At 67.1% G+C, this 13,208-nt stretch carries 12 protein-coding genes; 9 read left to right on the forward strand and 3 right to left on the reverse strand.

From position 1 onward, the window contains the following. Positions 1-41: 41 nt before the first annotated feature. The 3 genes from GCU53_RS21405 to GCU53_RS21415 form a co-directional block, all read right to left on the reverse strand. On the reverse strand, positions 42-1,082 hold the full coding sequence (locus GCU53_RS21405; RefSeq protein WP_152389374.1) for an NAD(P)-dependent alcohol dehydrogenase: 1,041 nt from the start codon (positions 1,080-1,082) through the stop codon (positions 42-44). A 13-nt stretch (positions 1,083-1,095) separates the two neighbouring features. Next, positions 1,096-2,403, reverse strand: a complete 1,308-nt coding sequence (locus tag GCU53_RS21410) for an MFS transporter (RefSeq protein ID WP_152389375.1) — start codon at positions 2,401-2,403, stop codon at positions 1,096-1,098. A 390-nt stretch (positions 2,404-2,793) separates the two neighbouring features. Continuing rightward, positions 2,794-3,681 (reverse strand): helix-turn-helix domain-containing protein, encoded by an 888-nt coding sequence (locus tag GCU53_RS21415; protein ID WP_152389376.1) that lies wholly within the window; start codon positions 3,679-3,681, stop codon positions 2,794-2,796. A gap of 73 nt (positions 3,682-3,754) precedes the next feature. On the opposite strand from GCU53_RS21415, the gene GCU53_RS21420 reads away from it, so the two are divergent. The 9 genes from GCU53_RS21420 (at position 3,755) to GCU53_RS21460 (ending at position 13,208) form a co-directional block, all read left to right on the forward strand. Then, a complete protein-coding gene (locus GCU53_RS21420) occupies positions 3,755-4,795 on the forward strand; it encodes an IS630 family transposase (RefSeq protein WP_152385914.1) in 1,041 nt (346 codons plus the stop codon). A gap of 230 nt (positions 4,796-5,025) precedes the next feature. Further along, positions 5,026-5,859, forward strand: a complete 834-nt coding sequence (locus GCU53_RS21425; protein ID WP_208845372.1) for an SDR family NAD(P)-dependent oxidoreductase — start codon at positions 5,026-5,028, stop codon at positions 5,857-5,859. Positions 5,860-5,931: 72 nt separating this feature from the next. After that, positions 5,932-7,677 (forward strand): FAD-dependent oxidoreductase, encoded by a 1,746-nt coding sequence (locus GCU53_RS21430; RefSeq protein WP_152389378.1) that lies wholly within the window; start codon positions 5,932-5,934, stop codon positions 7,675-7,677. After that, entirely contained in the window at positions 7,677-8,003 is a 327-nt protein-coding gene (locus GCU53_RS21435; RefSeq protein WP_152389379.1) for an NIPSNAP family protein, read from the forward strand. Before GCU53_RS21430 ends, GCU53_RS21435 begins: the two co-directional genes overlap by 1 nt. Before the next feature lie 194 nt (positions 8,004-8,197). Further along, complete coding sequence (locus tag GCU53_RS21440) at positions 8,198-9,517, forward strand: MFS transporter (protein ID WP_244306903.1); 1,320 nt, start codon at positions 8,198-8,200, stop codon at positions 9,515-9,517. Positions 9,518-9,632: 115 nt separating this feature from the next. Beyond that, complete coding sequence (locus GCU53_RS21445; protein WP_152389381.1) at positions 9,633-10,991, forward strand: OprD family porin; 1,359 nt, start codon at positions 9,633-9,635, stop codon at positions 10,989-10,991. A 44-nt stretch (positions 10,992-11,035) separates the two neighbouring features. Beyond that, positions 11,036-11,821, forward strand: a complete 786-nt coding sequence (locus GCU53_RS21450) for an SDR family NAD(P)-dependent oxidoreductase (protein ID WP_208845374.1) — start codon at positions 11,036-11,038, stop codon at positions 11,819-11,821. A gap of 26 nt (positions 11,822-11,847) precedes the next feature. After that, entirely contained in the window at positions 11,848-12,249 is a 402-nt protein-coding gene (locus GCU53_RS21455) for a PA2779 family protein (protein WP_152389382.1), read from the forward strand. Between the two features lie 32 nt (positions 12,250-12,281). Continuing rightward, positions 12,282-13,208: a PA2778 family cysteine peptidase gene (locus GCU53_RS21460; RefSeq protein ID WP_152389383.1), complete on the forward strand. Its 927-nt coding sequence runs from the start codon at positions 12,282-12,284 to the stop codon at positions 13,206-13,208.

A 13,208-nucleotide genomic window follows, 5' to 3' on the forward strand; every position in this document is an offset into this window, starting at 1 on the left:
GCGACTTCCTCTGGCTGCTCCTCGGAGAGTAGCCGCCGCGATCAGCCGTCGGCAAAGGTGATTTGCACCTTCACATCGCCAGGCTGGGCACTGGCGGCCCGCTCGAAGGCCTCGACGCCCCGTTCGAAGGGGTAGGTCGCCGAGATCAGCGGCTTCAGGTCGACCTTGCCGCTGGCGATCAGGTTCACGGCCCGCTCGTAGACATTGGCGTAGCGGAACACGGTCTCGATGCGGATCTCCTTGGCCTGGGCCGCCACCACGTCGAAAGGCACCGGCTCGACCGGCATGCCCACTAGCACCAGCGCGCCGCCGGGGCTGACGGTCGCCAGCGCATCGCTATAGGCGCGGGCACTGCCGCTGGCCTCGAACACCACGTCCGCACCCCAGCCGCCGGTGGCCTCGGCCACCTTGTCCTTCAGGGAGTGCGCCTTCACGTTGACGGCGGTGATGCCTTCGTAGCGCCCGGCGATGGCCAGTTTTTCCTCCATCAGGTCGGACACCAGCACCTGGCTCGCGCCGCCGGCCAGGGCGGCCAGGGCGGTCATCATGCCGATGGTGCCGGCGCCGATGACCACGGCGACATCGCCGGGCTTGATGCGCGCCTTGACGGCTGCCTGCATGCCGATCGCGAAGGGTTCCACCAGCGCGCCTTCGGCAAAGCTGACGTGATCGGGCAGCTTGTAGGCGAAGGCCGCCGGATGGACGACTTCCGGGGTCAGGCAGCCATGCACCGGCGGGGTGGCCCAGAACACCACCGCCGGATCGACGTTGTAGAGCCCCAGGCGCGAGGCTTTGGACGTGGGATCGGGAATGCCGGGCTCCATGCAGACGCGATCGCCCTTGGTCAGGTGCGTCACATTGCTGCCGACTTCGACGACCGTGCCGGCCGCCTCGTGCCCCAGCACCATCGGCTGATCGACAATGAACGGGCCGATCCGGCCATGGGTGTAGTAATGCACGTCGCTGCCGCACACGCCCACGGTATGGATGCGGATGCGCACATCGTCCGGACCCAGGGTCAGGGGCAGATCGATGTCGCGGATCTTCAGGTCGTGTTGCTTTTCCAGGACCAGAGCTTTCATGGATGGCCTCTCCTTAGATGGCTTTGCTGGTGTTCGATGGATGCGAAATGGGAAGGCCGGGCTTGGCCTGGTGTTCGAGTCCGGGCTGCTCGACGTGGATGAAGTAAGTCAGCACCATCCCGACCAGGTAGAGCAGGGCGTAGATCCAGACCACGCCCTCCACGCCCACCGCGGAAATGGTCAGGGTGGCGATGGCCGGGCCCATGAAGTTGGAAAGGCCGGCGGCCAGGTTGTGGGCCGAGATGGCCGCGCCCTTGTGCTCCGGGGCCATGGCCGGAAAGATCGCGCCCATCGGCACGAAGGCGGACACGCCGATGCCCAGGAAGACCGCGGCCAGGATGGCGGCCGGGAAGCTGGCGCCGTAGGTGAGCGGCACGTAGTAGAAGGCCAGGGTGGCGAGCGCGCATCCGGCGCAACCGAACCAGCGCATCTGGAACACCCAGCCGATCCGGTCGCCGATCAGGCCCCACATCACGTTGGTGAAGATGGTGACGATGAACAGGGCGCCCCAGACGCGCAGCCATTGCTCCATGCTGAAGCCCACCTCGGGCGAGGTGAAGAACAGCGGCATGACCACGGGGAAGCCGAACAGCGTCAGGTTGCAGATGATCCGCACGAGGGCGGCGACGAGGATGCTGCGGTGCTGGAAAAGGATGGTGACGCCACGGCCCAGCTCACGAAAACGCCCGGCCAGATCCCGGTGGGCGCCGTTATCGTCCGCCTGCCGATCCTTTACCAGGAACACGACCATGGCGCCCGCTATCGCCACCCAGGCGACGGCCATCCATAGTGTGCCCATGAAGCCGATATGGGGGATGCTGAAACTGGGCAGGTAAGTGCCGAGAAAACCGATGCCGATCGAATACATCGTCCAGTACCAACCCATGGCCGAAGCCAGACGGGCGCGTGGCGCCACTTGGGCGACCCAGACGACGAAGGCATAAATGAACAGGGGATAGGCCAGCCCCCGAATGCCGTAGAACAACAGCATCAAGGCGTAGTTCTTTTCTTCCAGGCCGAAGAGCAGGAAAAGAACATGGAAGACGATCCAGGCGATTACGCCGATGCGCATGATCCGTCTCGGCCCGAATACGTCGGCCAATACTCCCGAACTCCAGCTGGACAGGGCTGCCAGCAATCCATAAACGGTGAAGAGAAGGGATGCCTGTGTGGCCGAGAAGCCGAGATCGACGACGTAGCGCGACAGAAAGGCCAGTTCGATGCCGTCTCCCGTCATGAACAAGGCAATGGCGATATAGCCCCATATGAGCGACAAGGGCATGCCGAGCAGCAGCCCTCGCGACTCTTCGCGATGAGTCATGGTGTTTTCCTTTGTTGTAGTTGTAGGTGAATATGGCCGTCAGTTGACGGTCGGCGGATTAAAACTAACGAGGAGATGGCTTGACTGGCTAGCGCGCTTCTTTCCGGGGGGTGATACTTTTTTGCGGCGCCGTCCGAATGCGAAAGTCGGTAATGACAGAATGATGTAAAAGATCGAACGCTTATCTCTGCAGAAACTTCATGGTCCGCAGAGTGATGATCAAGAAAAATTGATCTGAACTTCCATGCCGTTATTCAAGATCTTTTTATTGCATCGATAACTTTCGAAACCGATCGTCGGCCGACCGCGAAAGTTGTACGCCCCCGTTGTTTGCAACGCGCCGATGGGCGTGGCCGGTCAGTCGGTTCCCGGCGGTGGGGCAGGCTCCGGCTAGAGGCGCTCCTGCCGCACCTGGCTGCGGAATTCGCTGGGCGTCAGGCGGGTGTGCCGGCGGAAGAAGCGGCTGAAATAGCCCTCGTCGGAAAAGCCCAGGTCGTGGGCGATCTCCTTGATGCTGCGGCTGGAATAGGCCAGCTCGCGCTTGGCCTCGAGCAGCAGGCGGGCGTTGATCGCCGCCAGTGGGCTCATGCCCAGCTGTTCCTGGCAGAGCCGGCCGAGAGTCGCCAGGGGCATGCCGAGCAGGTCGGCGTAGTCGCTGACCGGACGATGGCTGCGAAAATGGATCTCCACCTGTTCGCGGAACTGGCGGATCTGCTGGCTGCGTCGGCCGCGCGGCTGCCCCGGCTCGGCCGCGGCCGACTCGCCCAGACGAGCGATGTGCACGACCAGCGCCAGCAGCAGGGCGGTGCTGCAGGCCGCATGCTCGCGGCCGCGGGCCAGGTATTCCTCCTCGAGGGCGGCGAACAGCGGCAGCAGCGGGTCTTCCGCGGCCGTCCAGCGCGGCAGGTCGATCAGCTGGCGGCTGCGCAGCAGCGGCAGCAGGCCGGGGGAGAGGACTTCGGCGACCGACTCCAGCGGCTGCTGCAGGGCGGTGATCACCTTGCCCTCCACCGGCCCCTGCCAGTCGAAGCCGTGCACGCTCTGCGCCGGGATATGGATGATGCAGGGCGCGCGGGCGGCCAGGCGGACGCTGTCGCAGAGCACCTGGCCGCCACCCTGCTGCAGGTAGAGGATCTGCAGCTGGCTGTCGTGTCGATGCGGCTCGATCGACCAGTCGTGGGCGCCGGAGCGGTTGGAAATGGTCTCCACGTGGAGAGACTCGTGCCAGACCGGCTGGGCGGCCTCGCCATAGAGGGCGTAGCTGGGAATCTTGTTCATTGTTGTTCCGGGCTCCTTGCCTCCTTTGATTATTAAGGTGGCCCTTAAATAGACGTCTAGTTAGACTTCAGGCATGGAAAAGATCGACGCCCGCAAACTGACCGCAGAGAGTCGCAAGCTGCTTCGCCAGATAGTGATTCGCCTGCGCCAGCAGTCCAACATGAAAGTCGAGGAGTTGGCCTCGGTCACCGGTGTGCATCCGACCACCATCAAGACTTGGCTGACCCGTGCCAACCGCGAGGGCGCGCAAGCCCTGGAGGAAAAGCGTCGGGGGCGCCCGGCGGGCGCCTGCCGCAAGCTGACGCCGGCCGACGAGCAGTGGCTGCGCGAGCAAATCGTCGAGCAACCCCCGCAGCAGCTGCAGTTGCCGTTTGCCCTGTGGACGCGCCCGGCCATCAAGGCGCTGGCCAGGGAACGCCTCGGGATCGAGCTGCAGGACCGGTTGATCGGCAAGTATCTCAAGCGCTGGGGGTTTACGCCTCAGCGTCCCGTGAAGCGGGCGCAGGAGCAGCGGCCGGAGGACATCGAGCGCTGGCTGAAGCAGACCTACCCCCAGGTCAAGGCGCGCGCCGCTGCCGAAGGAGCGGTGATTCACTGGGGGGACGAAACCGCAGTCAAGGAGGATGCGAACTGGATACGCGGCTACGCCCCCAGGGGCCAGACGCCAGTGCTGGCGACGCCCACTCGCTGGCACAAGCTGTCGATGATCTCCGCAATTTCGCCCCGTGGCGAGGTGGCCTTCCAGATCGTCGAAGGCAGTATCAACGCGCTGCGTTTCATCGACTTCCTGAGCCGCCTCGTTGAAGGGACACCGCAGAAGATCTTCCTGGTGGTCGATAACCTGCGCGTCCACCATGCCAAGGTGGTCAGCGAGTGGCTCAGTGACAAGCAGGACAGGATCGAACTGGTGTTCCTACCACCCTATGCGCCCGAGTCCAATCCCGACGAGTACCTGAATCGGGATTTCAAGACGGCGCTGCGCAGCGGCCCGGTCAGCCATGACAAGGCCAGCCTGCTGGACAAGGCGATGGCTTTCATGAACACACTCGGCAGCTTGCCCGACAAGGTCATGGCCTATTTCCAGCATCCTGCAGCACGCTATGCCATGGCGTGAATTTAAGGGCCTGATTAATAGCCCGAGGCGGCCGGGCCGGTCAATGCGACTCTTCCCGGAGGCGCTTTTTTGTTCGAAATGTCGGGGCGGTTGTCGATTTCGTCCATTCTGGAACGCCGTCACGTCCTCCTAACATCCGCCTCACGTGCAGGGCCGGAAGGCCCGACGCGCCAACAACAATAAAACGCGGCGCCACGGCGCGCCGCCCTGCGTGAGTGCCGGAGATGGTCATGAACAACAACAACGTCAACTGGCTGGGGCTCGACTCGGCCGTCTGTGTGGTCAGCGGAGCGGCCGGCGGCATCGGCCGCGAAATCGCCGCCGCGCTGGTCGGGCAGGGCGCCCGGGTGGTGCTGCTGGATCGCGACGCGGCCGGCTGCGCGCACCTTGCCGAGCAACTGTCCCCGCGTGCCGCCGAACCCGTCCAGGCCATCGCCTGCGACATCGCCGACCCGGCGAGCGTGCGCCAGGCGGCCGCCCAGGTGGAAAGCCGCTTCGGCGGCTGCGACGTGCTGGTCAACAACGCCAGCGTGCTGCAGCCCGGCGGCATCGAGGAGATCAGCCTGGAGAAGTGGAACCAGGTGCTGTCGGTCAACCTGAACGGCTACCTGCTCTGTTCCCAGGCCTTCGGCCGTTCGATGCTGGCCCGCGGCTGCGGGCGCATCGTGCACATCGCCTCGATCGCCGCGCACTCGCCGCAGACCTGGAGCGGCGCCTACAGCGCGGCCAAGGCCGGGGTGAGCATGCTCTCCCGGCAGATCGCCAGCGAGTGGGAGCCGCGCGGCGTGCGCAGCAACGCCGTCTGCCCGGGGCTGATCCGCACACCCCTGTCCGCCGCCTTCTATGCCGATCCGCAGATCGAGCGCCAGCGCTGCGCCATGACCGCCAACGGACGGATCGGCGAGCCCACCGACATCGCCAACGCCGTGCTGTTTCTCGCCAGCCCGCGCGCCGACTACGTCAACGGCGCCGAGCTGACCGTCGACGGCGGCCTGGAAAGCATGCTGATGGCGCTGATCCCGCGCCCCGGCTTCGAGTCGTCCGCTAACGCCCGCCAGGGCTGAACCCCCCCTTCATCGGCGCGCGCCGCTCTCCGGCGCGGGCGCGCCCCTGCCTGTTCGGCAAGGAGACTGCTCATGACTGCGCAAACCCCGCTTCCCACGCTCAGCTGCGACGTACTGGTCGTCGGCTCCGGCGCGGGCGGCCTGTCGACCGCCATCACCGCGAAGAAGCACGGCCTGGATGTGCTGGTGGTGGAGAAGGAAGAGTATTTCGGCGGCACCACGGCCTTTTCCGGCGGTGTGCTGTGGATTCCCGGCAACCATCTGGCCAGGGCCTCCGGCGTGCAGGACAGCCACGAGGCGGCGCGCACCTACCTGCGGAACGAGGCCGGGGCCTTCTATGACGAGCGGGCGGTGGACGCCCTGCTCGAGCACGGCCCGGAGATGCTGGAGTTCTTCGAGCGCGAGACCGAGGTCAAGTTCGTCCCGACCCTCTATCCCGACTACCACCCGACGCTGCCCGGCGGCGTCGACATCGGCCGCTCGGTGCTGGCGGCGCCCTACGACATCCGCCGGCTCGGCAAGGACATGGCGCGCCTGCGTCCGCCGCTGGAGACCATCACCTTCATCGGCATGATGTTCAACTCGTCGAACGCCGACCTGAAACACTTTTTCAACGCCACCCGGTCGCTGACCTCCTTCGTCTACGTGACCAAACGGCTGACCACCCACCTCAAGGAGCTGCTCCTCTACCGCCGCGGCATCAATGTGACCAGCGGCAACGCCCTGGCCGCGCGCCTGGCCCAGTCGACGCTGGATCTGGGCATTCCGATCCACACCCGTACCTCCGCCAGCGAGCTGCTGGTGGAGAACGGCCGGGTGATCGGCGCCCTGGTCCGCGGGCCCCAAGGCACGCAGCGGATCGAGGCGCGGCGCGGCGTGGTGCTGGCCAGCGGCGGCTTCTCCCATGACCTGGCGCGCATCCACCAGGCCTATCCGCACCTGCGCCGCGGCGGCGAGCACCTCTCGCCGGTGCCGGCCGGCAACACCGGCGACGGCGCCTACCTGGCCGAGTCCGTCGGCGGCAAGCTGGAGCTGCGCTTCCCCGAGGCCGCGGCCTGGATGCCGGTCTCCAGGGTGCCGCTGGGCAAGGGCCGCCACGGGGTCTTCCCGCACCTGCTCGACCGCTACAAGCCGGGCGTCATCGGCGTGCTGCGCGACGGCCGGCGTTTCACCAACGAGTCGGAGTCCTACCACGACGTCGGTGCCGCGCTGATCCGCGCCTGCGAAGGCCAGCGCGAAACCGCCATGTGGCTGGTCTGCGACCGCACCGCCATCGGCAAGTACGGCCTGGGCTACGCCAAGCCGTCACCGATGCCGCTGCGTCCGCTGCTGCGCAGCGGCTATCTGCTCAAGGGCGCGACCCTCGCCGAGCTGGCGCAGCGGGCCGGCATCGACCCGCGCGGGCTGGAGGAGACGGTGCGTCAGTACAACCTCGGCGCCGAGCGCGGGGTGGACAACGAGTTCGGCCGCGGCACCACCTCGTTCAACCGCTACCTGGCCGACTCGGAGCACAGGCCCAACCCGTGCGTGGCGCCGATCGCCAGGGGGCCGTACTACGCGGTGAAGGTGGTCATGGGCGACCTCGGCACCTTCGACGGCCTGCGCACCAGCCTCGAGGGCGAGGTGCTGGGCGAGGGCGGCGCGCCCATCTTCGGCCTGTACGCGGTGGGCAACGACCGCGCCAGCGTCATGGGCGGCAACTATCCGGGCGCCGGCATCACCCTCGGCCCGATCATGACCTTCGGCTACCTCACCGGCCGCCATCTGGCCCGCGCCGAGGCGCTGCAACCCGCAACCCGCTACCGGGAGGCCGTGTGATGAACCACAGGCCGGTCGTCGACCACCGCATCTACACCATCAGGCCGCGCGGCATGGCCGAGTTTCTCGAGGTCTTCGACCGCCTGGCGATGCCGGTGCTGCTGCGCCACCTGGGCAGGCCGCTGGCCTTCTACACCAGCTGCATCGGGCCGCTGAACCAGGTGGTGCACCTCTGGGGCTACGACAGCCTGGACGACTTCGAGAAGCGCGCCCTGGCCCGCGACAGCGACCCGGAGTTTCGCGAGTACCTGCAGGCCTCGGCGCACCTGGTGATCGCCCAGGAGACGCGGATCATCCGCCCGGTGCAGTTCCAGAGCCTGCCGTAACGACGTCGCCGCCGGTTGCCTTGCCGGCGGCTAGCTTGCCCGCCAACCCACCGGCTGCGCACGTCCGGCAGTGCGCGCGCAGCCCTCATGCCCGGAGGAAATGTCGTTCGTGCTCTGCCATCCCCGATCGCCTTTCGACAATAAAAAAATGAGCCCGAGGCTCGAGGTGACTTCAAGTGAACGCGACAAGAACAATGGATGTGCGTGAACTGATCAACGACCGCCCCTTCGGCGGCTTCCAGAAACTGGTGGTGTTCTTCTGCTTCGTGATCATCGCCCTGGACGGCTTCGACGTGGCGGTGATGGGGCTGATCGCGCCTCAACTGCGCGAGGAGTGGGGGGTGACCCCGCAGGCGCTCGGCCCGGTGCTGAGCGCCGCGCTGGTCGGCCTGGCGGTCGGCGCGCTGGTCGCCGGGCCGCTGGCCGACCGCTACGGGCGCAAGATCGTGCTGGTCACCAGCGTGCTGTTCTTCGGCTTCTGGACGCTGGTCACGGCCTTTTCCAGCGATGTCACCCAACTGGTGGTGTTCCGCTTCCTCACCGGCCTGGGCCTCGGCGCCGCCATGCCCAATGCCGCCACCCTGACCGCGGAGTTCGCCCCGGAGCGCAAGCGCGCCTTCCTGGTCACCGTGGCCTTCTGCGGCTTCTCCTTCGGCGCGGCCGGCGGCGGTTTCCTGTCCGCCTGGATGATCCCCAACCTCGGCTGGCAGAGCGTGCTGATCATGGGCGGGGTGCTGCCGATCCTGGTGGTGCCGCTGCTGATCTGGAAGATGCCGGAGTCGCTGAGCTTTCTGGTCAGCCGGCGGGCTCCGCGGGAGCGCATCCGGCGCATCGTCGAGCGGATCGCGCCGGGTGTCGCCGACAGCCGCACCGACTTCACGATGCCGAGCGCCCCGCAGCAGCAGGGCGGTGCGCGGCTGGTGCTGTCCAGCCATTACCGCTTCGGCACCCTGATGCTGTGGGTGGGCTATTTCACCGCGCTGTTCCTCGTCTACCTGTTCAGCAGCTGGTTGCCGACCCTGGTCAAGTCGGGCGGTTACAGCGTTGCCGATGCGGCCATCGTCACTTCCATGTTCCAGGTCGGCGGGCCGGTCGGCGCGCTCTGCGTCGGCTGGGCGATGGACCGCTTCCGGCCGCACGGGGTGCTGCTCGTGACCATGCTGGTGGCCGCGCTGACCATCGGCGCCATCGGCCAGGCGACCGACAACCTGTTGCTGCTGGGCGCCATCGCCTGTGCGGTGGGCTTCTGCCTGAACGGCGGCAGCGTCGGCATGAACGCCATGGCCACCTGTTTCTATCCCACCGAGGCGCGCGCCACCGGAGCCTGCTGGATGAGCGGCATCGGCCGCTTCGGCGCCATCCTCAGCGCCTTCGCCGGCGGCCAGATGATCGCCATGGGGCTGCCGCTCGGCCAGGTGTTCGCCCTGCTGGCGATTCCCGCCGTGCTCTCCGGGCTGGCCCTCGCCGCCAAGGGGCTGAGCCGGCGCGCCCTGCCGCAGTTGCAGACCGCCTGACCTCCGGAGCGCACCCGCATCGCGGGTGCGGCTCCGTTCGCCGTCATGGACCGGAAGCCGGACGCGACGTCTGCGCCGGTCTTCATCGCAGAACAACAACAAGAGCGATACGGATATGCGACCTCGATTTCTCGCTGCGGGACTGCTCGGCCTGTCCCTGAGCGGCACGCTTCAGGCCGGCCAGGCGGATGCCAAGGGCTTCCTCGAAGACAGCCACCTGGATCTGCTGAACCGCAACTTCTACTTCAACCGCGACCTGCGCCACGGCGCCCGCAACAACCTCGGCGCCAACGCCCGCAAGCCGCGCGACGAGCGCAACGGCTACCGCGAGGAGTGGGCGCACGGGCTGATGGCCTATTTCCGCTCGGGATTCACCCGGGGGCCGCTCGGCTTCGGTCTCGATGTCCATGCGCTGATCGCGCTGCGCCTGGACGGCGGCGGCGGGCGCACCGGCACCAGCCTGATGCCCTGGGACGGCGAGGGCCATCCGGAGCGCGAGTCCGCGGAGCTGGGCGCGGCGCTCAAGCTGCGCATCTCCAACAGCGTGCTGAAGTACGGCCAGCAGCAGCCCAATGTGCCGGTGTTCGCCATGAACCAGGCGCGCCTGCTGCCGAGCACCGCCACCGGTTTCAGCCTGAGCGTCGACGAGATCGCCGGACTGAACCTGCAGGCGGGTCATTTCACGGCAGTCAGCGGGGTGGACTCGAGCGACAGCCACGGCGAGATCACCACCGATTACGCGGTGCTGCCGGCCGCGCGCAGCCTCGACTACCTGGGCGGCACCTACCAGTTCGGCAAGGACTTCGCCGTCACGCTGTACGGCAGCGAGCTGGAGGACATCTGGCGGCAGTATTACGCCGGCATCCGCTACCGGCTGCCGCTGAGCGAGCGCCAATCCCTGAGCTTCGTCTTCAGCCTCTACGACACCCACGATTACGGCGAATCCAGGGGCGGCGAGATCGATAACACCTCCTGGTCGCTGGCCGTCGGCTACAGGCTCGGCGGCCATACCCTGACCCTGGGACACCAGCGCATCCATGGCGACGAGCCGCTCGATTGGGTCGGTTTCGACGGCACCCAGGGCGGTTCGCTGTTCATGCACAACTTGGGGCAGGTGGTGACCTTCAGCGAGGCCAACGAGCGCTCCTGGCAGCTGCGCTACGACCTGGACCTGGCGGCCTACGGCATCCCCGGGCTGAGCTTCATGACCCGCTACACCCGTGGCGACAACATGGACAATGCCGACAGCGACAACCGCTTCTATACCCGCAACGGCACGAGCATCTATCCGCGCGGCAAGGACCTCAGCCACTGGGAGCGCAACGTCGAGCTGTCCTACCTGGTGCAGTCCGGGCCAGCCAGGGACCTGCTGCTGCGGGTGCGCCAGTCTACCCATCGGGGGGACACCGGCTACCGCTATCCCGATCACGACGAGGTACGCCTGATCGCCGAATACCCGCTGAGCGTCTTCTGAGACGGACGCGAGCGTTTCTTCACTGCTTCGAGAGGAGATTCATCATGCTCGATGGAAAGGTTGCCGTCGTCACCGGCGGCGGTTCCGGGATAGGCGAGGCGATTGTCCGGCTGTTCGTGGCCGAGGGCGCCCGGGTGGTGATCGGCGATATCGACGCGTCGGCGGCGGCATTGGCTGCCGAACTCGGCGAGGCGGCGATTTTCGTGCGCGCCGACGTGACCTGCGAGGAAAGCGTTGCGGCCCTGATGCAGGCGGCGGTGGACGGTTTCGGCCGGCTCGACATCCTGGTAGCCAACGCGGGAATTCCGGAAAAGAAGGCGCCGGTGCACCAGCTCGACCTCGCGAACTGGCAGCGGGTGATCGACATCGACCTGACCGGGGTCGCCCTGTGCAACAAGCACGCTGCCACCCGGATGCTGGAAGGCGGCGGCGGGGCCATCGTCAACATGGCCTCGATCCTGGCGCACGTGGGGCAGGAGAACAGCACGGCCTATTCGGCGGCCAAGGCCGCGGTGGTCAACTTCACCCGCTCGGTCGCCCTGACCTACGCCCGCCAGGGCATCCGCGCCAACAGCGTGTCGCCGGGCTATATCGACACGCCCCTGCTGGCCCGGCTGCCGCAGGCGACCCGGGAGGCGATCCTGGCCAGACAGCCGGTCGGCCGCCTGGCCCAGCCGCTGGAGATCGCCCAGGGCCAGCGACCGGGCCTCGATCGTGACCGGTGCCTGTCTCCAGGCAGACGGTGGCTATACTGCGATCTGACGGAACGGCACGTGGGGATGGGGGAGGTTCCGTCTAGAATGGCCGTCTTTCGTAACAGGACGGGCTGACAATCAAATGAAGGGAGTTCTCTCCTATGTCCACCTCGACTCCTATTCGGCGTGTGGCCGGCACCTTGGCCGCGCTGCAGCTGCTGATGTGCACCCAGATTCCCATGGCCCAGGCGGCGATGATCGGCACGCCGGAGGTAGTCGCTGCGGAACAGCACCAGGTCGATCGCCAGCAGTTGCTGCAGATGCTCGAGAATCAGGAAGTCCGGAAGAAGCTGGAAGCCCTGGGCGTCGACCGGCAGCAGGTCGAGCAGCGGATCGGCAGCCTCACCAGCGCCGAACTGGCGGAGTTCAACCGGCAGCTCGCCGAAGCGCCGGCCGGGGGCAATGTGCTGGGCATCATCGTACTGTTCCTGGTGATCTTCATCATCACCGACATGCTCTGCGCCACGGACGTCTACACCTTCGTTCGCTGCATCAACCGCTAGGCCGGCGCCTGCGGACGTTCCTGCTGTTCGGGATGCTGGCCCTGCTCGTGGCCTGTGCGCGCGCTCCCGTGTTGCCCGCGGAAACCGCGCGCCTGCCCGAGCGGGTCGAGCTGACTGGCGTGCCTTTCTATCCGCAGAGCGCCTATCAGTGCGGGCCGGCGGCGCTGGCGACCATGCTCAGCCAGCGGGGCCTGGATACTTCGCCGGGGCTGCTCAAGGACCAGGTGTATCTGCCCGGTCGCAAGGGCAGCCTGCAGGTGGAGATGGTGGCCGCCGCGCGTCGCCACGGAATGCTGGTCTATCCGTTGGCGCCCCGGCTCGAGAGCGTCCTGGCCGAGGTGTCCGCCGGCAACCCGGTGCTGGTGCTGCAGAACCTCGCGCTGGACTGGTGGCCGAGCTGGCATTTCGCAGTGGTGGTGGGCTACGACCGTCGCGAGCAGCAGCTCATCCTGCGCTCGGGAACCACACGCCGCCTGACGATCGACTTCGCCACCTTCGACCGGACCTGGGCGAAGGGCGGACGCTGGGCCGTGCTGACGCTGCCCGCCAACCGGCTGCCGGCAACTGCGCAGGCACAGCCCTGGCTGAAGGCCGCCAGCGATCTGGAGGAAACCGGGCAGGGCGATGCGGCGCAGCAGGCCTACCGCACGGCGGTGACGCGCTGGCCGGAAGCCTCCGTCGGCTGGTTTGCCCTGGCCAACAGTCGCCATGCCCAGGGCAATCGGCTGGGCGCCGAGGAGGCGTTGCGGGAAAGCCTGAGGCGTGACCCGCGGCTCGCCGCCGGCTGGTTCAATCTGTCCGAGGTCCTCGCCGAGCGCGGCTGCCCGGCAGTGGCCAGCCAGGCCCGCAGCTGCGCCCGGCAGCTGGCGCCGAACGACGCCCGCTTCGCCACGGAGCTGCCGCCGGCCCGGGGTGGGGGCGCGAGCTGCGCGCCGGTGCCGGCCTGCCCGTCCTCCTGA

This window comes from Azotobacter salinestris (genome assembly GCF_009363155.1).
In the GTDB taxonomy this organism is placed as follows: domain Bacteria; phylum Pseudomonadota; class Gammaproteobacteria; order Pseudomonadales; family Pseudomonadaceae; genus Azotobacter; species Azotobacter salinestris.

Excerpts from the sequence above, each read along its gene's own strand:
- GCU53_RS21420 (WP_152385914.1), top strand. The coding sequence starts at position 3,755 with ATGGAAAAGATCGACGCCCGCAAACTGACCGCAGAGAGTCGCAAGCTG.
- GCU53_RS21455 (WP_152389382.1), top strand. The coding sequence starts at position 11,848 with ATGTCCACCTCGACTCCTATTCGGCGTGTGGCCGGCACCTTGGCCGCG.
- GCU53_RS21445 (WP_152389381.1), top strand. The coding sequence starts at position 9,633 with ATGCGACCTCGATTTCTCGCTGCGGGACTGCTCGGCCTGTCCCTGAGC.
- GCU53_RS21440 (WP_244306903.1), top strand. The coding sequence starts at position 8,198 with ATGGATGTGCGTGAACTGATCAACGACCGCCCCTTCGGCGGCTTCCAG.
- GCU53_RS21435 (WP_152389379.1), top strand. The coding sequence starts at position 7,677 with ATGAACCACAGGCCGGTCGTCGACCACCGCATCTACACCATCAGGCCG.
- GCU53_RS21460 (WP_152389383.1), top strand. The coding sequence starts at position 12,282 with ATGCTGGCCCTGCTCGTGGCCTGTGCGCGCGCTCCCGTGTTGCCCGCG.
- GCU53_RS21430 (WP_152389378.1), top strand. The coding sequence starts at position 5,932 with ATGACTGCGCAAACCCCGCTTCCCACGCTCAGCTGCGACGTACTGGTC.
- GCU53_RS21425 (WP_208845372.1), top strand. The coding sequence starts at position 5,026 with ATGAACAACAACAACGTCAACTGGCTGGGGCTCGACTCGGCCGTCTGT.
- GCU53_RS21450 (WP_208845374.1), top strand. The coding sequence starts at position 11,036 with ATGCTCGATGGAAAGGTTGCCGTCGTCACCGGCGGCGGTTCCGGGATA.
- GCU53_RS21415 (WP_152389376.1), bottom strand. The coding sequence starts at position 3,681 with ATGAACAAGATTCCCAGCTACGCCCTCTATGGCGAGGCCGCCCAGCCG.
- GCU53_RS21410 (WP_152389375.1), bottom strand. The coding sequence starts at position 2,403 with ATGACTCATCGCGAAGAGTCGCGAGGGCTGCTGCTCGGCATGCCCTTG.
- GCU53_RS21405 (WP_152389374.1), bottom strand. The coding sequence starts at position 1,082 with ATGAAAGCTCTGGTCCTGGAAAAGCAACACGACCTGAAGATCCGCGAC.